The following is a 21,469-nucleotide window of genomic DNA, read 5'->3' as shown; positions in this document are numbered from 1 at the left end:
AATGCTCCCTTTTCCAATAACCTGAGAGGTCGGCCAAACAAGGTCTCTGTGGCTGAGTTTAACGCGCCATTTTTATGAATGCGAGATGGCCTGACGTGCCTATGATTTTCGAACGAAAATAAATAATCCGCAGGTTATTGAATCTCTCAGGCTTTCCCGATTGCAGCCAGGCGGCTTTATTGCGGGACTGGAAGCCAGATCACGTCTTTTCAATCAGATAAGCCGCTTAAGGCGGCAGATGGTCGAAATTTGATCTACCCCACACATCATTTCTTTTCGATAGCTTATATTTTTGTTCGAAAATGAGTGAAGCAACGGGATCCGCAAAATACTGAGGGGAAGAGTGGGATGAGTGGTGAATATGACGTAAACCTGCGCTACGGCGTGGATACCGCAATGAGTCTGGCCGACAAAGTGGCGGTGGTAACCGGTGGGCTGGGCGGCATCGCCATGGCGACTAATGGCATGTTGCTGGAGAAGGGCGCGCGTCTGGCACTGCTCTATCCGCCGTTTGAAGCGGAGAAGGTCGCCAGCCTGCAGGCGGAATTCGCGGCCGATCGGGTGCAGTTTGTCTGCTGTGACGTCACCGATCCCGCGTCGGTGGAAGAGGCGTTTGACGCGGTGGTTTCCCACTATGGCCGGATCGATATCCTGGTCAACTGCGCAGGCTACGTCATGCTGCAGCCGGTGATTGAGACCGATTTTGCCGAGTGGCAGAAACAGATTGCGGTGAACCTCACCGGGCCTTTCCTCTGCTCGCAGGCGGCCGCAAAGCTGATGATTCGTGCCGGTGCGGGCGGCAAGATTATTAATATCGCCTCCCAGGCGGCGTCCATCGCCATCGACAACCATGTTGCCTACACCTCCGCCAAAGCGGGCCTGCTGGGCATGACCAAAGTGATGGCCAAAGAGTTTGCTCCGCATCGCATCAACGTGAATACCCTGTCGCCCACCGTGGTGCTGACGCCGATGGGCGAGAAAGCCTGGCGCGGCGAGAAGGGCGAACAGATGAAAAAACTGATTCCGCTGGGCCGCTTTGCCTATACCGATGAGATCGCCGCCGCCGTGCTGTTCTTCGCCAGCAACGGCAGCGACATGATTACCGGCGCAGATTTAATGATCGATGGTGGCTTCACCATCTGGTAAGGCCAGCCCAACACCCGGGACTTCATACCTTGCCATAACGATAAGAGAGAACATCATGAAAAACCGTACCCTGCTATGTACTGCCGTGGCTGCCTGCCTGGTCTCGCAGGCGGCATTTGCCGCCGAAAAAGGCACCATTATGATTCTGGTTAACTCACTCGATAATCCCTACTACGCCTCCGAAGCCAAAGGCGCCAATCTCAAAGCGCAGGAACTGGGTTACAAAACCACGGTGCTGTCGCACGGCGAAGATGTGAAGAAGCAGAGCGAACTGATCGACGCGGCTATCGGTAAAAAAGTGCAGGGGATCGTACTGGATAACGCCGACTCCACCGCCAGCGTGGCGGCGATTAAAAAAGCCAAAGATGCCGGGATCCCGGTGGTGCTGATCAACCGCGAGATCCCGGTAGATGATGTGGCGCTGGCACAGATCACCCATAACAACTTCCAGGCGGGTTCAGATGTTGCCAACGTCTTTGTGGAGAAGATGGGTGAAAAGGGCAAATACGCCGAGCTGGCCTGCAATCTGGCGGACAACAATTGCGTGACCCGCTCTAAATCGTTCCATCAGGTGCTGGATCAGTATCCTGATATGCAGAGCGTGGCGCGTCAGGATGCCAAAGGCACCCTGATTGACGGCAAGCGCATTATGGACAGCATCCTGCAGGCGCACCCGGATGTGAAAGGGGTGATCTGCGGTAACGGCCCGGTCGCGCTGGGCGCGATTGCCGCACTCAAAGCCGCCGGTCGCAACGATGTAATCGTGGTGGGTATCGATGGCAGCAACGACGAACGCGATGCGGTGAAAGCGGGCACGCTGAAAGCCACGGTGATGCTGCAGGCGCAGGCGATTGCCGCCGAAGGCGTGACCGATCTCGATAACTTCATCCAGAAAGGCGTGAAGCCGGCCAAACAGCGTGTGATGTTCCGCGGCATTCTGATTACCCCGGAAAACGCCAAAGGCGTTCAGGACTTTAACTACAAGTCGTAATTAACCGCTGTCGCGCCTGCGAAAGCGGGCGCCAGGGAGAAGAAGATGTCCCGAAGAGTCTGGCTGACGCTGCTGGTCATGCTGTTAAGCGGCTGCAAAATTGTGTCGCAGCAGGAGCTGGCTGACCTGAAAAATCCCCCCAATCCGAAAATGGCCAACATCGATCAGCTGTGGCAGCAGAAGCTGGTGCCGCAGGTTCAGGCGGAGGCGAAACCGCTGGCGACACTGATGAAGTCGCTGCAGTCTGCCAAAGATTTTGACAGCGCCTGCCAGACCTACGGCTATCGCAGTCAGGCTGAGAATCCCTGTGTCTTCAGCGTCTCCGTTCGCGGCGAAGTGACCGCGGTAAATACCACCTCACGCAGCGGAAAGATGACCGTAAAAGATGAATCAGGTGACAGTGTCACTATTCAGGTCGGGCCTATCATTCGCGGCACCGCGCTGCGGGATGCCTACAAAGGCACGAGTTATCAGGACTTCAATGACCAGGTGCTGTTCGGCGATTACGGTAAGGCGATCAATCAGCACGCCTCCAGCCTGATGCAACAGTTCGCGCCGAAGGTAGGCGACAAGGTGATGGTCAGCGGCGTGTTCAGCAGCTGGGACATTCCGCAACAGCTGCCGGATATCACCCCGGCTGCGATCACCCGGCAATAAGGAGCGGCAGATGCAAAATCCTCAACCGCACTCGTCCGGCGACGTGATTATCGAAACGCGCAACGTGTCGCGTCTCTATCCCGGTGTGACCGCGCTCGATCAGGTCAGCTATCGGGTCTACCGCAACAAAGTGAATGTCCTGATCGGGGAGAACGGGGCCGGTAAGTCCACCATGATGAAGATGCTGGCGGGGGTGGAGACGCCGTCGTCGGGCGAGATCCTACTGGATGGCAAAGTCGTGTCGCTTAACTCCACCCATCAGGCGGAGAAGCAGGGGATCAGCATTATTTTTCAGGAGCTGAACCTGTTTCCCAACATGAACGTGATGGACAACATTTTTATCGCCAACGAATTTTTCCAGCGCGGCGTCATCAATGAGAAGTATCAGTACGCGCTGGCGAAGTCGCTGCTGGAGCGGCTGCAGCTGGATGTCGATCCCTATGCGCCACTGGGCGAACTGGGCATTGGTCATCAGCAGCTGGTGGAGATCGCCCGCGCGCTGTCGAAGGATACCCGGGTGCTGATCATGGATGAGCCGACCAGCGCCCTGAGCCAGTCGGAAGTCAAAGTGCTGTTCAGTGTTATCGACCAGCTGAAGCGGCGCGGTGTCACCATCATCTACATCTCTCACCGGCTGGAAGAGCTGATGGAGATTGGCGATCACATCACCATTTTCCGCGATGGCCGGTTTATCAGTGAACGCGAGGTGCGCGACGCCAGCGTGCCGTGGATCATTGCCCAGATGGTGGGCGACAAGAAAAAACAGTTCGACTACCAGCCTGCGCCACAAGGCGAAACGGTGCTGGAAGTCGAGGGGCTGACCGCGCTGCATCAGAACGGCGGCTACAAGCTGAATGAGGTCAGTTTTTCGCTGCGTAAAGGCGAGGTGATCGGCATTTATGGACTGCTGGGCGCGGGACGTACCGAGCTGTTTAAGGGGCTGATAGGCCTGATGCCCTGTCAGTCGGGCCGCGTGCGGCTGGCCGGTAAGGATCTGGCGAAGCGCAGTTTCCAGCAGCGGCTGAAAAGTGGCATCGCACTGGTGCCCGAAGATCGCAAAGGCGAAGGGGTGATTGAACGGATGTCGGTGACGGCCAACATGACGCTCTCTGACTTCAGCCTGCGCGGTTTCCGTCGGGCGCTGGGGTTGCTGAATCCGGCACGGGAGCAGCAGCGGGTGAATGAGATGATCGGCCATCTGGCGATCAAAGTCAGCGATCCCGATCTGCCCGTGACGGCGCTGAGCGGCGGTAATCAGCAGAAGGTGGTGCTGGGTAAAGCGCTGATGACCGGGCCGCAGGTGGTATTGCTGGATGAGCCAACACGCGGCATCGACGTGGGCGCTAAAACCGACGTCTATCACCTGATTGGCAATCTGGCGCAGCAGGGGCTGGCAGTGATGTTTTCATCCTCCGAACTGGATGAGGTGATGGCGCTGGCAGACCGCATTTTAGTGATGGCCGATGGCCGGATTACGGCCGATCTGCCTCGCGCAGCGGCGACGCGAGAACATCTGATCGCGGCATCAACCCCACAGGATTAACAGCCTGACCCATTGGGCTAAGCTGGCCGGAGAATGTCATGAACCAAAAATATCTGCTTTACATGTATCTGCTCAAGGCGCGCACCTTTATTGCGTTGCTGATTGTGGTCGGCTTTTTCAGCGTGATGGTGCCGAACTTTCTGACCCCGTCCAACCTGCTGATCATGACGCAGCACGTGGCGATCACCGGGCTGCTGGCAATCGGTATGACGCTGGTGATCCTCACCGGCGGTATCGATCTTTCGGTGGGCGCGGTCGCCGGGATTTGCGGCATGGTGGCGGGCGCGCTGCTGACCAACGGCATTCCATTGTGGGGCGGCAATACGCTGTTTCTCAACGTGCCTGAAGTGATTCTGGTGGTGGCCATCTTTGGCGTGCTGGTGGGACTGATTAACGGCACGGTGATCACCCGACTGGGCGTGGCACCCTTTATCTGCACCCTGGGGATGATGTATGTGGCGCGCGGTGCGGCGTTGCTGTTCAACGACGGCGGCACCTACGCCAACCTGGTGGGCGTGCCCGCGCTGGGCAACACCGGTTTTGCACTGCTTGGCTCCGGCACCGTGCTGGGCGTTTACCTGCCGATCTGGCTGATGCTCGGCTTTTTACTGCTCGGCCTCTACCTGACGCGTAAAACGCCGCTGGGCCGTTATATCTATGCGATTGGCGGCAATGAGTCCGCAGCACGGCTGGCGGGTGTGCCGATTATCAAAGTGAAGATCTTTGTATACGCCTTTTCCGGCCTGTGCGCCGGTCTGGTCGGGCTGGTGGTGGCTTCTCAGTTGCAGACCGCGCACCCGATGACCGGCAACATGTTTGAGATGGACGCCATTGGTGCCACCGTGCTGGGCGGCACGGCGCTGGCGGGCGGTCGTGGGCGGGTTTCCGGCTCGATTATTGGCGCTTTCGTTATCGTCTTCCTGGCGGATGGCATGGTGATGATGGGCGTCAGCGATTTCTGGCAGATGGTCATTAAAGGTCTGGTGATTGTGACTGCGGTGGTGATCGACCAGTTCCAGCAACGTCTGCAAAGCAAAGTGGTGCTACTGCGTCGCCATGAAAAAAAGCAGCAGGCAGTGCCTCTCACTGATGTCCGTCACAGCTAACAGGAGCGATTATGAACCGCGAACAACGTGGAAAAACAGTGGTGATTACCGGTGCCTGTCGCGGCATTGGTGCCGGTATCGCGGCGCGTTTCGCTCGCGACGGCGCCAGGCTGGTGATGGTGTCGAACGCTGACCGGGTCTTCACGACGGCCGACCAGCTTTCGCAGCAGTACGGCAGTGAGATTCTGGCGCTGCAGGTCGATGTCACGGATGAAGCCGCAGTGCAGCAGCTCTATCAGCAGGCTTTTGAACGCTTTGGTCAGATTGACGTCTCGATACAGAATGCGGGCGTTATCACCATCGACCGTTTCGACACCATGCCGAAAAGCGACTTTGAGCGAATTCTGGCGGTTAACACTACCGGCGTCTGGTTGTGCTGTCGTGAAGCGGCAAAATATATGGTTCAGCAGCGCAGCGGCAGCCTGATCAATACCTCATCGGGGCAGGGACGGCAGGGTTTTATTTACACACCACACTATGCCGCCAGCAAAATGGGGGTGATTGGCATTACCCAGAGTCTGGCGCTGGAGCTGGCGCCGTGGAACATCACGGTCAACGCCTTCTGCCCTGGCATCATCGAAAGTGAGATGTGGGATTACAACGATCGCGTCTGGGGCGAAATCCTCAGCAGCGAGGAGAAAACCTACGGCAAAGGTGAGCTGATGGCGGAGTGGGTGAAAAACATTCCCCTGAAGCGCGCCGGTCAGCCGGAGGATGTCGCCGGACTGGTGGCATTTCTGGCTTCGGACGATGCGCGCTATATCACCGGCCAGACCATCAATGTGGATGGCGGGCTAATCTTCTCCTGACACCGCTTTTTCCGCATCAGGCCTGCTCTGAACGCAGGCCTTTTTCTGCCCGGATTTTTCCGGGATATGCACAAATCGCCGCTGCTGTCCTGCATCGCCGTCACAATATGTTAAGGTAAGTGCTGATGATTTGTCTTTAATCGCAGCAACTCACTAATCAATGTGCCGGGTGACATGATACGGAAAACAGGGGTTCTCTCTTTAATTGCGCTGTCGCTGACTGCCACGCAGAGCGCCCGCGCCTTCCAGACCGAAACAGCGGTGTCTGAGACGCCCTTCGACGATCCGGCGCGCTACAGTGACGCGCTGCCGACGCTGGGCGGTGCCAGCGATCAGGATGAAGAGTGGAGCAAAAAGCTGGCGACCGTGGCCAAAAGTATTGGTGAAGCCAGTAACAACAGCGATAGCAATGTGACCTTTGGTCAGCAGGCGGGTGTCTGGGCCTTCAATCATCTGCGCGATGAAGTGGCCGACCGGGTCGAGAGCGAAGGGCAGTCACTGCTTTCCCCGTATGGCAATGCGCAGCTGGATCTGAAAGTCGATATGAACGGCAACTTCAACGGCACCGGTGGCGATCTCTTCAGCGCGCTGGCCGACGAGAACAGCCTGCTCACCTTCAGCCAGCTTGGTCTGCACGATACCGATGAGGGTCTGGTCGGTAATGCGGGACTGGGACAACGCTGGGATGCCGGTAACTGGCTGCTGGGCTACAACGGCTTTATCGATCGCACCTTCAGTAGCGGTCTGCAGCGCGCCTCTGTGGGTACGGAAGCGTGGAGCGACTCGATGCGTTTCTCCGCCAACTACTATCAGCCGCTTTCCGGCTGGAAAAATCTTAATGATTTACAGCAGCAGCGCATGGCGCGCGGCTATGACATTACCAGCCAGAGCTATCTGCCTTTTTATCGTCAGGTTGGCGTCTCGGTGAGCTATCAGCAATATCTGGGTGAGAATGTCGATCTGTTTAACAGCGGCAACCGCTATCACAATCCCTCCGCCATGTCGTTTGGCCTCTCTTATACGCCGGTGCCGCTGGTGACCTTATCCGCCATCCACAAAACCAGCAGCGCTGGCGAAAGTCAGGATCAGCTGGGGCTGAAACTCAACTATCGCTTTGGCGTGGCGCTGAGCCGCCAGCTGGATGCCGGTAACGTCGCCGAAGCACGTTCCCTGCGCGGCAGCCGTTACGATACCGTGACCCGCAGTGATACGCCGGTGCTTGCATTCCGTCAGCGCAAAACGCTCTCCGTGTTTCTGGCGACACCACCCTGGCAGCTGAGCAGTGGCGAGAGTCTGCCGCTGAAGCTGCAGGTGCGTGCCAGCAATGACATTAAGGCGGTGAGCTGGCAGGGCGATACGCAGGCGCTGAGCCTGACGCCACCGGCCAATAACGCCGATCCGCAGGGCTGGAGTGTGATCTTACCGCAGTGGGATCCGGCACCGGAGGCCAGCAACGAATATCGTCTGTCGGTAACGCTTGAGGACAGCAAACAGCAGCGTGTCACCTCAAACTGGATCACTCTGAAGGTTGAACCGCCGATGGCGATGGACGCGGCCTCGCAGAACGATCGCTATGATTTGATGGCGCCTATGGGCACGCCGATGTAACGGGGAAAACGGGGCGGTGCACGGGATACCACCGACGCCCCGTTTACCACCGCGCCGTCCCTGAAAGGGTCATACGTCAGGGAACTGTGTCAGTAGTAACATCATGTTGCAATCATCAGTCGAAACTATCGCAGCGATGCATAATGGACGTCGCGATATAGCCGATAACTACAGCAATTCCCACTCATTCTGGTTTTGCTGATGCCCCTGAATTTACTGAAAAATCTTCTTCCTGCTTCTCTTCGTCAGCGGGGCGGGCATTCTGCCGCGTCGTTCCGTTCGCTGGGACGCGCTATGGCCGTTATTGAATTCACGCCAGCCGGTATCATTAAAAAGGCCAGTCCACTGTTTCTGGCCACGATGGGGTACCGGGCGGACGAAATTGTGGGTCAGCATCACCGCATGTTCTGTCCGGCAGCGCTGGTGAACTCCGCGGAATATCAGCATTTCTGGCAGCGTCTGGCGGCAGGCGAAAGTTTCAGTGACAAGTTTCTTCGGCTGGCCAAAGGCATGCGGCCGGTCTGGCTGGAGGCGAGTTACATTCCGGTCACTGACCGACGCGGCAGAGTCTTCAAAATTATTAAAATAGCCGCAGATATTTCCGAACGGATGCACTCCTCCCTGGAGCAGGAGTCGATCATTAATGCGATTGGGCGCTCGATGGCCGTGATCGCCTTCAGCCCTGACGGGCACGTGCTGGAGGCTAACGACAACTTTCTTAAGGCCACCGGTTATCAGGCGGCTGAGGTCATAGGGCAGCATCACCGGCTTTTCTGTTCAGAAACGCTCACACAGAGCGACGAGTATCGTCAGTTCTGGGCGCGACTGAATCAGGGCGAATTTTTTTCAGGCCAGTTTCCCCGCCTCAACCGGCGTGGCGAACCGCTCTGGCTCAGGGCCACCTACAATCCGGTATTTAACAGCGACGGGCAGCTCACAAAGATCGTTAAATTCGCCACCGACGTGACGGAGCAGGTGCTGCGAAATCAGCAGGAACATGACGCGGCGATCAATGCCTGGAATATGGCGGTCCAGACGCGGGGAAGCGCAAAGGCGGGCGCGGATGTTATCGACAACAGCATTCAGATGATCAACCGGATTGCTGAAGAGATGAGCGTTGTTTCAGCGGATGTCTCGCGCCTTAACAGCCAGTCTGACAGCATCGATGGCATGGTTGAAACCATCAGACGTTTTGCCATGCAGACCCGGCTGATTGCACTCAATGCCGCCATTGAGGCCGCACGGGCAGGCACATCGGGACGAAGTTTCGCTGTCGTGGCGGCCGAAGTCCGCAACCTGGCTGCCAGCGTCAGTGGTGCGACCGAGGAGATCGAACGGGTGGTCGCCGGGAATAATCAGCTGGCCAGAGAGGTGTTGCGTGGCATTGAAAGCTCGCTGGCGAATACCGGCCAGGGCGTCATGCTGATGCGGGAAGCGGGAGAGGTGATTGCCAGCATCCAGAAAGATTCAGAGCGGGTAGAGAGCGCCGTCAGAGACGTTGCCCGGGCGGCACAGGGCGGTTAGCGGGTCAATCCAGGGCCGCAGAGTGCGTGCCCTGGAGGAAGAGAATCAGAGGCCAGCAGGGCTTTTGGTGAGTTCAGGATGAGTCACAGTTAAACCGCTGTCGGCCAGCCAGGATCCCGGCGCACCGCACGGCTTCACGCCGTGTCAGTTAACCATGTTCATCACAATGCGAACGGCCCTGGCATAGACTTCTCGCTGACCGTTGACCGACCGCGCCTGCTGATGCTGCAGAAAAACGATGATTTCCTGAATGCCAGCCGACTTGCCTGACTTCAGCAGGCTTGACACAGCCTGGCCTACCACGGCATGGACATCGTCCATATCCGCCGGTTTATTGCTGCTCAAAAGAAACTCCAGCGGCGACTGTTCTGCTGAACAGCACCTGACGGGACAACGCTCAGCGTGTCCACTCGTTTATCGAAAACCCGTTTCATGGCACAGCCTTAAGCAGCTTTTCGCGCAGCGTGGCGACCATGGTCGTCAGGTCGCCCAGCTCGCTACAGTCGGTATCCATCACCGAGACCATATCCGCCGGGACGCCAGCCGCGTCAACTTTAAGCTGGTGGCCCTGTTCCGTCAGCGAGATGAACACCCGGCGCTCATCGTTTCCGGTGTCACGCTGGCGGCTGATAATGCCTGCGCCTTCCAGCCGCTTCAGAAGCTGGCTGAGCGTGCCGGAATCGAGCCGGACACGGGCACCAATCTCAGAGACAGTCAGGTGATCCTTTTCCCACAGCACCAGCAGTACCAGATACTGCGGATAGGTCAGTCCCAGCGGTTTCAGCCGTGACTGATAGAGCTTAGTCATGGCAAGCGAGGCGGAATAGAGCGCAAAGCAGAGAAACTGATCGATGGTTTCAGGCGCTGCACTGGCGGGAGGCGTATCAGAGATCCCCGCGGTTTCATCATTCATATGTTTACTCATTCTGAGTCCGGGGCAGGACGGCCAGACTACCGGCGGTTCGCCAGCCGTGAAGTCTTGCTAAATGTCTTGGGAAGTTGTGGATTGCGGCATCCGCTCTTTTCTGGTGACAGACACCAGACCTTTAAGCGCTATCGCAGCGGAGAAACAGTGCTGAGCTGCGGCTCCGTTTGAAAGGTGTCACAGTATTGAGTCAAATTATATTGAAGTCAACATAACTGGCCGCAACGCTTGCGCACAACGTGCGCAAAGGGGCTAAGCCTCTGAGACTGGCAGCTAACTTTCAGCGTTTAGCTCAGGCCGATGTCAGAACATGGGTTCCGCCATCGGCCTGTGGGGTTCGCTTTTCCGGCAGGCAGGTGCTGCCGGAAAGACTTATACCGTGAAGGTCTCAACCATGCCGCGCAGGTCGCGCGCCTGGCCAAGCAGTGACTGTGACGCAGAAGAGGACTCCTCCACCAGTGCGGCGTTATTCTGCGTGACGCCATCCATCTGACTCACCGCAATGCTGACCTGGGAGATGCCCTGCATCTGTTCGCCGGAGGAGAGGGAGAGGTTGTCCATCGCATCAGCCAGTTCACCGACGCGGCTGACGATCTTGAGGATACGCTCACCCGTGCCCGCCGCGACGGTCACCCCTTCTTCGACCTGGGTCACGGCCTGCTCAATCAGCTGCTTGATGTCGCGCGCTGCGGTGGCACTGCGCTGGGCCAGCGATCGCACTTCGCCTGCAACCACGGCAAAGCCGCGACCCTCCTCACCCGCGCGTGCCGCTTCGACGGCGGCATTGAGCGCCAGAATATTGGTCTGGAAAGCGATGCCTTCAATCACCGACGTGATATCGCGCACCTTAACGGCACTCAGTGAAATGTCATGCATGGTTTCCGACAGGCGCTGAACATCCGCTTCGCCCGCGTGGGCCAGAGTGGCGGCCTCGCGCGCTGAACCTGCCGTCTGCTGTGCGCCCGCTGCGTTGCTTTTCACCGTAGCGGTGAGCTGCTCCATACTGGCGGCAGTTTCCTGCAGCGCAGCAGCCTGCTGCTCGGTACGGGATGAAAGCTCAGTGTTGCCCTGGGAAATCTCATCGGCTGCCAGCGCCACAGAGGCAGAGGCATCCTTGATTTGCGTCACCAGCCCGCGCAGATTGGTCTGCATGCCGCTTAACGAGGCGAGCAGGCTTGAAGTGTCACCCCGGCGCAGCGTAACCGGCGAAGTCAGATCGCCCGCGGCAATCGCCGCAGCCAGCGTCTGAGCCTGGCCCGGTTCGCCACCCAGCTGACGCATCAGAATCCGCGCAATCAGGACGCAGGTAGCGACCGCAGCCAGCACGGAGAGCGCTGCCAGCATAACCAGTATCCAGGTGGTGCGGATGATGGCACTGGCGTTATCTGTCACGGCATCCCGGCTGTTACGCATCTCAAGCTCGGTCAGCTCGTTGATCGCCTTCAGCAGACTCTGCTGAGCCGGGCGCGCCACGGTTAACAGATAGCCGGTCACTTCCTGCTGACGATTTTCCAGCCCCATTTTTCCGGCGGTCATCAGGGTAGAGAGGGCGGCGTCTTCGGTAGACACGATACGGTTCATCGCCTCCTTCCCATCCTGTCCGCCATCCGCCTGCATCATGCGCGACAGCGTTTCGCGGTTACTGATGTAAAGCGCCCGCTGTTTTTGCAGACGTTCCCATTCTGGCTGCATCGCGACCGGATCGGTCATCAGGGCAAGGTTACGCACCGCAATGGCCATATCCCGCACGCCGCCTCGCATATCGAGCACCGTCTGGTACTTTTTCAGACGGACATTGACCACCTCATCCATACTGGTGCGGGCGCTATTCAGCGCCTGAATCGCAGTACCGACACAGATAACAAACAGCAGAATCAGCAAGCCAAAACCTGCACCAAGGCGTGTTGAAATTTTCATCTCTCTTTCCGGGATAATTTATTGGATATCACGGTATCGGCAGCAAAGGGGGATTCTGGAGGGTTACATTTAACTTAATCGCCTGCTATTTAATTTCGCGCAATAAAAAACCCGCACGCATTTCCATCGATTCGCGTCAGTAAAACGCGGTCGGATGCGGGACAGCAATTCGCTTCAATAAACTGATTACTCAGCGGTTATCGCCGGGTGGGCGGTCACCGCTGGACGCGATGCTGTGTCTGATAATCGCCGGCACTAAGCCAGCCAGAACGGCCGGAAAGTACTAAATTCACGGGACGGGCCTGTTAATTTTGCCCGCGCTGCCGATAGAACACTCAGCGGAAATGATGGCGGAACCGACATGAGCGGGGCTCCGCCGATCGTCTGCTTTGCTGCCGCAAGGCTAAAAACGTGCGAATACGATGAGTAGAAATAGCACGGGGTGATTAGTGTCTGCATTTTGCAGACAGAGTATGAGCAGTACACCCCGGTTTTACTGACAATTAAAACAACACTCTGACACTTGCCATCACCGGGAACTAACGCATGCGCCTGAAACTTTTCTGGCTCGCAATGCTGAATATTGCGACCATCATTTTACTTTCCACGATGTGGGAATGGGGGCTGGAGGGACGGATCTGCACCCTGCTGGGCCTGGACTATGATCCCAGTTTTGAAACCAGTGAGCGACTGCGGTTTATCCTGACCTCCTCCTCGTTTGCTGTTCTGGCGATGATTATTCCGTCGCTGTTGATCGTGAATCTGATCCGCAAAACCCTGATTGCGGAAAAAGATGCGCTCAGACTGGCCGGAACTGATGCGCTGACCGGGGTCCTGAATCGTCGCTCCTTTAATGAGCATATTGCCGCACTGGATGCGGGTGAGGTGCCCTATACCCTGACGCTGTTCGACATTAATGAGTTCAAAAATATCAATGACCTGAACGGCCATCGTCAGGGCGATGCCACGCTGATCGCGCTGGCCAGTCTGCTGACCACCTCGGCAAGCAGCGGGAGCCAGGTGTTTCGCGTGGGTGGGGATGAATTTGCCATCGTGGCCGATGATTCAGCGGCTGACCAGGCGCTGGCCGCCGCAGAGCGTTTTTGCGAGCAGGCGACATCCATCCGGACGGGGCCGCACACCTTCCTGAGCCTGTCGGCAGGCATTGCCACCTCAGCCTGCACGGGTCAGGCTGATGTTATGCGGGCGGCGGATCTGGCGCTGTTCGAGGCGAAGCAGGAAAAGGGCTCTCATCTGGCGCGCTTCTCGCCAGATATGGAGCAGCGCTTCCGCCAGCGGGAAAGGCTGGAGCAGGAGGTGGTTGCCGCCGTCAGCGGTCACGCCATCGTTCCCTTCCTGCAGCCGCTGGTTTCACTGCGGACCGGAAACATTACTGGCTTTGAGATCCTGGCGCGCTGGATCACCGCATCGGGCCAGACCGTTTCACCTGCAGAGTTTCTGCCGATAGTGGAGCGGCTGGGACTGATGGACAGCATGACCGTGGCGCTGCTGCAGGATGCGGTCAGTGCAACCCGGGCATGGCCTGCCGGGCTTTGCCTGTCGCTGAACATTACCCCGGAGCAGCTGCTGAGACCGTCGCTGACCAGTTGTCTGTCTCGTATTATGCAGCATGCCGGGCCGGTCATGCTGGAGCTTGAAATCACTGAAGATAAAGTTATGGCTATCTCTGATGATGCCCGCGAGGCGATTCGTCGGCTGAAAGAGTCGGGCATCGGGGTGGTGCTGGATGATTTCGGCACCGGCTACTCCAACCTGTCGGTGCTGCTGGGACTCGGGATCACCAAAATCAAAATTGATCAGTCATTTATCGCCGGGATCGTGACCGGAACGGAGCAGCGTAAAGTGGTGGAAACGCTGCTGGCGCTCTGTCAGGGGCTGAATGTGGTGATTACGGCGGAGGGCATTGAGGATGTCGCCACGCTGAGGTGGCTGAGAAAACGCGGCTGTGATTACGGTCAGGGCTATCTTTTCAGTCGTCCTGTACCCGCCGGGCAGGCAACCACACTGCTGGCATCCGCCAATGTCGAAGAGTTGATGCAGGAGGAGGCCGTCGCGGTCAGCTTAGTCAGGGCGCTGGGCTAGACGTCGTGTGACGCAGTCAGGGCCAGGCGAGAAGTGCCTGGCCCGGGCTCTCATCAGAACTGGTAAATCAGACCCAGCGCGGTGATGTCGTCGGTCGCCAGGCCGAGCGGATTGTTATCTTTCAGCAGGTTAATACGGTATTCACCGTACACCGACATGTTCTTGTTGAAGTAGTAGGTCGCACCCACGGCGGTGTATTTAATAATATCGGCATCGCCAATGTTCTCAATCTCCTTGCCCTTCGATGAGACGTAACCCACGGATGGACGGAAGCCGTTCAGGAACTGATACTGTGCCACGGCTTCAAAGTTCTGTGCTTTGTTAGCGAAGCCGCCTGCAATCGGGGTGGCGTTCAGGGTTTCACCGTACATCGCGGCCAGATAAACCTGGTTTGCATCATATTTGACCGACGTCGCCCAGTGCTGGGCTTTCTCGCCTTCACCGCGTGCGGCCGCGTTCTGCGCCGTCGTGCGATCCAGGCTGGCAAACGCACCCGCGAAGCTCAGGCCGAAGTCGAAGTCATAAGAGGCGGAGAGGGCGAAACCATCGCCGTTAGAGCGACGCACGCCGTCAATATTACTGCTGCGATCGTTCTTGCCCTGATACTGCGCAGCCAGGTTTAATCCATCAACCAGACCGAAGAAATTGCTGTTACGCCAGGTCAGCACGCCGGTTGAACGGCCAGAAAGGAAGGCGTCGGTATACCCGGAGTCACCGCCAAAGAACGGCAGCATATCGGTGTAACTCAGCGCGTCATAGACCAGGCCATAGTTGCGGCCGTAATCCAGCGAACCCGCCTGACCAAATTTCAGGCCAGCATAGCCCAGACGGGTACGGTTGCTGGTCTGTGCATCACTGCCTTCCGAGTTGTGAAGACTGTACTGATACTGCCAGAAACCGTAGCCGGTAAGCTGGTCAGTAATCTTTGTCTCGCCTTTAAAACCAAAGCGGGCATAAGAGGAGGTGTCACCGTTGTTATTGTTGTCGTCAGAAAAGAGGTGTGACACGTTAATCTTGCCAACCAGATCCAGCTTATTGCCATCCTTGTTATAAACTTCTGCGGCCTGCGCGGAGGAAAGACCGATCAGTAACGGCATAACAGCCGCCAGTAAAGTGCGCTTCATCATTTAATTATTACCCTGTGTCGATTAATTATTATTCCCCTGTTTTTGGGGTGAAAAGAAAATGACACAAAAAGATAAATTTACAAAGTGGAATATAAGTAACAAATTGTGATGTGGTTATTCAGCAGGCGGCTAAGCGTGGGGGAAAGGAAATTAAATCGCAAAGTAATAAGATTTTCTTCTGATATGAAATTCTAAATGCCTGGTTGTTAAATGCAATAATATCAATTAGTTGAGGTATTTATAAACAGAATTGAGAGGAATAATCTGTACGTTTTTAAATCACTTACATCCCGCATTTATTTATGGCTCATCAGTTCAAAGCAATATAAATATAAGGCTTTTGTTCTAAACATTAGCCTGCGTATTAATATCTGTTCATGGTTATAAAATAATATTTTTAGTCCGGATAATCACCCTGGAAATAATCCGCACTGGCGCTGGTTAAATAATGATCGGTTTGCCGATAAATTCGCCATATCAATGCACATGGATTCGCACGCCTGCTGCGATAAATGAAAATATTTTGTTAAATCCTTCCGGTCAGCGCCTTCTTTTTCGCAGGATTCAACGATGACGTGCTGCACCAGCGTGAGGCAAACTGCGCTAAAACAGGGCGTCAGAGGGGCTTTTCTGGAGAGATAATTTATCAGCGATCACAAAAGCGATATTTCATCCCGCGAATGCATAATTCCGCTGTTTAAAACCCGGCCCTGCCGCTGCAATCAGACAATTATTCACTATATATGCAAATTAAGTGAATATTATCAGTGCGTAACTCATTGATATTCCGTTGTGAAGACCATTTTATGCATTAATTCTCTGGCTGGCACGTTAACTGCACTCTACAGTAGGGCTGCATTACAACATCTTTTAACAATTTTAAAACATAAGCTTTACCCAGCCGGTAAAGTAAAGCAGGAGAGTGGGTTATGGCACTGCACGTTTCACGTCACGATTTCGATCAATGGATGATGCCGGTTTATGCACCTGCGACCTTTGTACCGGTGCGCGCAGAAGGCTCCACCGTCTGGGATCAAAACGGTAAAGACTATATCGACTTTGCCGGTGGCATTGCCGTCAATGCGTTGGGTCATGCGCATCCGGCGTTACAACAGGCGTTGCAGGAACAGGCCGCACGTTTATGGCACACCGGTAATGGCTACACCAACGAACCGATCCTGCGTCTGGCGAAGCAGTTGATCGACGCCACTTTCGCTGACCGGGTGTTCTTCTGTAACTCCGGGGCGGAAGCGAACGAAGCCGCCCTGAAACTGGCGCGTAAAGTGGCGCATGACCGTGTCGGCCCGCATAAAAGTGGCATCGTGGCGTTTAAGAATGCGTTTCACGGCCGCACTCTGTTTACCGTGTCAGCCGGTGGTCAGCCCGCCTACTCAAAAGATTTTGCACCGCTGCCGCCAGAGATCCAGCATGCGCCCTTCAACGACCTGGCTGCGGCGGCGGAACTGATTAATGACCATACCTGTGCGGTGATTGTTGAACCGATTCAGGGTGAGGGCGGCGTGCTGCCTGCCGATCCGGCGTTCCTGCGCGGACTGCGCGAACTCTGTGATAAGCATCAGGCCGTGCTGATTTTTGATGAAGTGCAGAGCGGCGTTGGCCGCACTGGCTCGCTCTATGCCTATATGCATTATGGCGTCACTCCAGATGTGCTCACCAGCGCCAAAGCGCTGGGCGGCGGCTTCCCGATTGGTGCCATGCTGACCCGTGAAGACCTGGCGATGGTGATGGGCGTCGGCACCCACGGCACCACCTATGGCGGCAATCCGCTGGCGGGTGCGGTGGCCGGTAAAGTGATGGAGCTGATCAACCAGCCTGAACTGATGGCGGGTGTCACGCAGCGTCACGACTGGATTGTTGCGGCACTGGATGAGATCAACCAGCGCCTGCATCTGTTTAAAGAAGTGCGCGGTCTGGGCCTGCTGATTGGCGCAGTACTGAGCGACGACTTTGCCGGTAAAGCCAAAGAGATCAACCTGGCCGCCGCTGAGATGGGCGTGATGGTGCTGATTGCCGGTGCTAACGTCGTGCGTTTTGCCCCGGCACTGAATATCAGTGAGCAGGAAGTGAAGCTCGGTATGGCACGCTTTGCCGAGGTGTGTGAACGCCTGGTACGAGGGTCCGCATCATGATGGTAATCCGTCCGGTTGAACGCGATGACTTAAGCCAGCTGATGGCACTGGCGGGCAAAACCGGTGGCGGGCTGACCTCGCTGCCCGTCGATAGCGCCACGTTACAGGCGCGTATCGATCGATCGCTGCAGACCTGGGAGGATACGCTGCCGCGCGCTGAGCAGGGCTATGTCTTTGTTCTGGCGGACAGTGAAGATAACCGCGCCGTGGGCATCTGCGCCATTGAGGTGGCGGTCGGCCTGCAGGATCCCTGGTACAACTTTCGCGTCGGCACACAGGTGCACGCCTCGAAAGAGCTGAATGTCTATGCCGCGCTGCCCACCCTGTCGCTGAGTAACGATCACACCGGCAGCAGTGAGCTCTGCACGCTGTTTCTCGATCCCGATTACCGTGACGGCAAAAACGGCTATCTGCTGTCGAAATCCCGCTTCCTGTTTATGGCGAATTTCCGTGAGCGTTTCACCGACCGGGTGGTGGCTGAGATGCGTGGCGTCAGCGATGAGCAGGGGCATTCGCCGTTCTGGGAGAGCGTTGGCAGCCGTTTCTTCTCTATGGAATTCAGCAAAGCCGATTTCCTCAGCGGCACCGGCCAGAAATCCTTTATTGCTGAGCTGATGCCGAAGCATCCGCTCTATATTGACTACCTGACGCCAGAGGCGCAGGCCGTCATCGGACAGGTGCATCCACAAACGGCACCTGCGCGTGCCGTGCTGGAAGCAGAGGGGTTCCGCTACCTCAACTATGTTGACATCTTTGATGGCGGTCCGACGCTGGAGTGCGATATCGACCACATCCGCGCCGTGCGCAAAAGCCGTCTGCGCAGCGCAGAACGGGGTGAAAACCCGGCTGATGCGCCGCTCTGCCTGGTTGCCAATAACAATTACCGCCAGTTCCGTGTGGTGCTGATCCCGGCCAGTGCCGACAGCGACAGCGTGCAACTTACGGATGAACAGATGCGGGCGCTCCACTGCCAGCCGGGCGACAGTCTGCGCGTGGTGACGCTCTGCAAAGAGGAGAAAACAGCATGACGCACCTGATTAAGGGAGAATGGCTGGGTGGTGACGCAGAGGTCCTGACCAAAACGGATCCGGTCAGCGGCGAGACATTATGGCAGGGCCAGGCGGCCTCAGCCGCGCAGGTTACGGCGGCCTGTGAAGCCGCGCGTGCCGCTTTTCCGGGCTGGGCCAGACGCCCGCTGGCGGAACGGCAGGCGATTATTGAGAAATTTGCGGCCGGGCTGGAAGCCCACAAAACGGAGCTGGCAGAAACCATCGCCCGTGAAACCGGCAAACCACGCTGGGAAGCGCTGACTGAAGTCGGCGCGATGATCAATAAAATCGGCTTTTCGGTGAAGGCGTACCATAGCCGCACTGGGGAGCAGCATGAGGGCGAAAGCTCGCTGCGCCATCGTCCGCACGGCGTGCTGGCGGTGTTTGGCCCCTATAACTTCCCCGGCCATCTGCCAAACGGCCATATCGTTCCGGCGCTGCTGGCGGGCAACTGCGTGGTCTTTAAACCCAGTGAACTGACGCCGCTGACCGCTGAAAAAACGGTTGAGATCTGGCTGGCTGCGGGTCTGCCTGCTGGCGTGCTGGCGCTGTTACAGGGCGGACGCGAGACCGGTCAGGCGCTGGCAACCTGTAGCCAGATCGACGGCCTGCTGTTTACCGGCAGCGCCCATACCGGCTATCAGCTGCATCGCCAGTTTGCCGGTCAGCCTGAGAAGATGCTGGCGCTGGAGATGGGCGGGAATAACGCCCTGATTGTGGAAGATCCGGCTGACCTCGATGCGGCCGTTAACATCACGCTGCAGTCAGCCTTTATTACCGCCGGTCAGCGCTGCACCTGCGCCCGGCGGCTGCTGGTCAGACGCGGCGAGGCGGGGGATGCCTTTCTGCAGCGGCTGGCTGAGGTGGCGGCGCGACTGCAACCGGCCGCCTGGAATGCTGAACCGCAGCCGTTTATGGGCAGCGTGATCTCGACCGGCGCGGCAGAGAAGATTATGAGTGAGTGGCAACGGCGGGTTGATGCGGGCGGCGAGGTGCTGCTGGCCATGCGCTGGCCGGATCGCCACAGCGCCATTCTGACGCCAGGCATTATCGATTTAACCGGTGTGCAGGGCATTCCGGATGAAGAGGTCTTTGGCCCGCTGCTGGGCGTGATCCGCTATGACACCTTTGACGAAGCCATTGCGCTGGCGAATCAGACCCGTTACGGCCTGTCGTGCGGATTGATCTCGCCTTCGCGCCAGCAGTTTGATCAGCTGTTGCTTGAAGCACGTGCCGGTATCGTCAACTGGAACAAACCGCTGACGGGCGCAGCCAGTACCGCGCCATTTGGCGGCATTGGCGCCTCGGGTAACCATCGCGCCAGCGCCTGGTATGCGGCGGATTACTGCGCCTGGCCGATGGCTTCGCTGGAGACGCCGGATCTGACGCTGCCCGCTACGCTGTCGCCGGGACTCGATTTCTCCGCCCCGGAGAAAAGCTCATGAAGGCAACCGAAGCCAACTTTGATGGGCTGGTGGGATTAACGCACCACTATGCCGGGCTGTCGTTTGGTAACGTAGCCTCGACCCGAAACCAGCTGCAGCCGTCGAATCCCCGTCTGGCGGCTAAGCAGGGGTTGCTGAAGATGAAAGCGCTGGCCGATATGGGCTACGTGCAGGGAGTGATCCCGCCGCACGAGCGTCCTAATATTGCGGCGCTGCGTCAGCTCGGCTTCAGCGGCAGCGATGAGCAGGTGCTGGCTTCAGCCGGAAAAACTGCGCCGGGATTACTCTCCGCCGCCAGTTCCGCGTCGGCGATGTGGGTCGCCAATGCCGCCACGGTCTCGCCGTCCGCAGACAGTCTGGATGGCCGGGTTCACCTGACGGTGGCGAACCTGAACAACAAATTCCACCGGGCGATGGAAGCACCGGAAACCGCCTGGCTGCTGCGCTCCATCTTCCGCGACGATCGCCATTTTGCCGTGCACGATGCGCTGCCGCAGGTGGCGATGTTTGGTGATGAAGGGGCGGCGAACCATAACCGGCTCGGCGGTGCGTATGGCGAGCGCGGCGTGCAGCTGTTTGTCTATGGCCGCGACAGCAGCCATGAGGGCAAGGCACCGCAGCGCTATCCGGCGCGGCAGACCCGTGAGGCCAGCGAGGCGGTCGCCCGTCTGCATCAGCTCTCACCCGAAAGCGTGCTGTTCGCCCAGCAGAATCCTGCGGTGATCGATCAGGGCGTGTTTCATAACGATGTGATTGCGGTCAGCAACCAGCAGATGCTGTTCTGTCATCAGCATGCCTTTGTCGATCAGCCTGAACTGCTGGCGCAGCTTCGGGCGCGCGTACCGGGTTTTGTGGCACTGGAAGTGCCGGCAGACCGGGTCCCGGTGAAAGATGCGGTAGAGACTTATCTGTTTAACAGCCAGCTGCTGAGCCGTCCCGACGGCACGATGATGCTGGTGCTGCCGGAAGAGTCACGTCAGCATCCGGGTGTCTGGCGCTATCTGTGCGAACAGGTCGAAGGTAATACGCCACTGAAAGCCCTGAAGGTGTTTGATCTGCGCGAAAGCATGTATAACGGAGGTGGCCCGGCCTGCCTGCGTTTGCGGGTAGTGCTGACGCCAGAGGAGCAGCAGGCAGTGAATCCGGCGGTGCTGATGAACGATAAGCTCTTCAGCACACTGAACAGCTGGGTTGACCGTCATTACCGCGATCGCCTGACCCAGGCCGATCTGGTCGACCCGCAGTTGCTGCGTGAGGGACGCGACGCGCTGGATGAACTGTCGAAGCTGCTAGACTTAGGAAAGGTATACGCATTTCAGCAGTGAAGCAGGGGGCGGTATAGTCTGCCGTCTGCTCAGGGCGCAAAGGA

Annotated in this window: 17 protein-coding genes; 13 read left to right on the top strand and 4 right to left on the bottom strand. The window is 57.4% G+C overall.

Going from position 1 to position 21,469, the window contains the following annotated elements; genetic code table 11:
• Nucleotides 1–348: 348 nt before the first annotated feature.
• The 8 genes from PU624_RS14635 to PU624_RS14600 all read left to right on the top strand — a co-directional run bounded on the left by PU624_RS14635 (nt 349) and on the right by PU624_RS14600 (nt 9,384).
• Entirely contained in the window at nt 349–1,146 is a 798-nt protein-coding gene (locus PU624_RS14635) for a GolD/DthD family dehydrogenase (RefSeq protein ID WP_283545566.1), read from the top strand.
• 55 nt (nt 1,147–1,201) lie between these two features.
• Complete coding sequence (locus PU624_RS14630; RefSeq protein ID WP_179895931.1) at nt 1,202–2,137, top strand: D-ribose ABC transporter substrate-binding protein; 936 nt, start codon at nt 1,202–1,204, stop codon at nt 2,135–2,137.
• Between the two features lie 45 nt (nt 2,138–2,182).
• Nucleotides 2,183–2,794 carry a DUF2291 family protein gene (locus PU624_RS14625; RefSeq protein WP_283545565.1) on the top strand — a complete coding sequence of 204 codons (612 nt, stop codon included), beginning with the start codon at nt 2,183–2,185 and terminating at the stop codon, nt 2,792–2,794.
• A 10-nt stretch (nt 2,795–2,804) separates the two neighbouring features.
• Nucleotides 2,805–4,337 carry a sugar ABC transporter ATP-binding protein gene (locus PU624_RS14620; RefSeq protein ID WP_283545564.1) on the top strand — a complete coding sequence of 511 codons (1,533 nt, stop codon included), beginning with the start codon at nt 2,805–2,807 and terminating at the stop codon, nt 4,335–4,337.
• A 38-nt stretch (nt 4,338–4,375) separates the two neighbouring features.
• Nucleotides 4,376–5,443 (top strand): ABC transporter permease, encoded by a 1,068-nt coding sequence (locus tag PU624_RS14615; protein ID WP_136198982.1) that lies wholly within the window; start codon nt 4,376–4,378, stop codon nt 5,441–5,443.
• Nucleotides 5,444–5,454: 11 nt separating this feature from the next.
• Nucleotides 5,455–6,252, top strand: a complete 798-nt coding sequence (locus tag PU624_RS14610; RefSeq protein ID WP_283545563.1) for a glucose 1-dehydrogenase — start codon at nt 5,455–5,457, stop codon at nt 6,250–6,252.
• 174 nt (nt 6,253–6,426) lie between these two features.
• Entirely contained in the window at nt 6,427–7,860 is a 1,434-nt protein-coding gene (locus tag PU624_RS14605) for a YchO/YchP family invasin (protein ID WP_283545562.1), read from the top strand.
• A gap of 201 nt (nt 7,861–8,061) precedes the next feature.
• Nucleotides 8,062–9,384 (top strand): methyl-accepting chemotaxis protein, encoded by a 1,323-nt coding sequence (locus tag PU624_RS14600; RefSeq protein ID WP_283545561.1) that lies wholly within the window; start codon nt 8,062–8,064, stop codon nt 9,382–9,384.
• A 144-nt stretch (nt 9,385–9,528) separates the two neighbouring features.
• Here PU624_RS14600 and PU624_RS14595 read toward each other — a convergent pair whose 3' ends face one another.
• From PU624_RS14595 to PU624_RS14585, 3 genes are all read right to left on the bottom strand, one after another.
• On the bottom strand, nt 9,529–9,729 hold the full coding sequence (locus tag PU624_RS14595) for a hypothetical protein (RefSeq protein WP_283545560.1): 201 nt from the start codon (nt 9,727–9,729) through the stop codon (nt 9,529–9,531).
• Between the two features lie 85 nt (nt 9,730–9,814).
• Nucleotides 9,815–10,309 carry a MarR family winged helix-turn-helix transcriptional regulator gene (locus PU624_RS14590; protein ID WP_502921572.1) on the bottom strand — a complete coding sequence of 165 codons (495 nt, stop codon included), beginning with the start codon at nt 10,307–10,309 and terminating at the stop codon, nt 9,815–9,817.
• Nucleotides 10,310–10,681: 372 nt separating this feature from the next.
• Nucleotides 10,682–12,226 carry a methyl-accepting chemotaxis protein gene (locus tag PU624_RS14585; protein WP_283545558.1) on the bottom strand — a complete coding sequence of 515 codons (1,545 nt, stop codon included), beginning with the start codon at nt 12,224–12,226 and terminating at the stop codon, nt 10,682–10,684.
• Between the two features lie 546 nt (nt 12,227–12,772).
• On the opposite strand from PU624_RS14585, the gene PU624_RS14580 reads away from it, so the two are divergent.
• On the top strand, nt 12,773–14,329 hold the full coding sequence (locus tag PU624_RS14580; RefSeq protein WP_283545557.1) for a putative bifunctional diguanylate cyclase/phosphodiesterase: 1,557 nt from the start codon (nt 12,773–12,775) through the stop codon (nt 14,327–14,329).
• Nucleotides 14,330–14,382: 53 nt separating this feature from the next.
• On the opposite strand, the gene PU624_RS14575 is transcribed toward PU624_RS14580, so the two are convergent.
• Nucleotides 14,383–15,456, bottom strand: a complete 1,074-nt coding sequence (locus PU624_RS14575) for a porin (RefSeq protein ID WP_283545556.1) — start codon at nt 15,454–15,456, stop codon at nt 14,383–14,385.
• Between the two features lie 929 nt (nt 15,457–16,385).
• On the opposite strand from PU624_RS14575, the gene PU624_RS14570 reads away from it, so the two are divergent.
• Genes PU624_RS14570 through astB form a run of 4 tightly spaced genes read left to right on the top strand, consistent with a single transcriptional unit; the run spans nt 16,386 to nt 21,425 of the window.
• Nucleotides 16,386–17,606: an aspartate aminotransferase family protein gene (locus PU624_RS14570; protein WP_283545555.1), complete on the top strand. Its 1,221-nt coding sequence runs from the start codon at nt 16,386–16,388 to the stop codon at nt 17,604–17,606.
• Nucleotides 17,603–18,634, top strand: coding sequence for an arginine N-succinyltransferase (gene astA, locus PU624_RS14565; protein WP_283545554.1), 1,032 nt, complete (start codon nt 17,603–17,605; stop codon nt 18,632–18,634). Before PU624_RS14570 ends, astA begins: the two co-directional genes overlap by 4 nt.
• Entirely contained in the window at nt 18,631–20,100 is a 1,470-nt protein-coding gene (gene astD, locus PU624_RS14560; protein ID WP_283545553.1) for a succinylglutamate-semialdehyde dehydrogenase, read from the top strand. The genes astA and astD overlap by 4 nt, the downstream gene beginning before the upstream one ends.
• A complete protein-coding gene (gene astB, locus PU624_RS14555) occupies nt 20,097–21,425 on the top strand; it encodes an N-succinylarginine dihydrolase (protein WP_283545552.1) in 1,329 nt (442 codons plus the stop codon). Before astD ends, astB begins: the two co-directional genes overlap by 4 nt.
• Nucleotides 21,426–21,469 lie beyond the last annotated feature (44 nt).

It is taken from the genome of Pantoea sp. Lij88 (assembly GCF_030062155.1).
Classification (GTDB): domain Bacteria; phylum Pseudomonadota; class Gammaproteobacteria; order Enterobacterales; family Enterobacteriaceae; genus Pantoea.
This window is presented reverse-complemented; position numbering and strand designations above follow the sequence as displayed.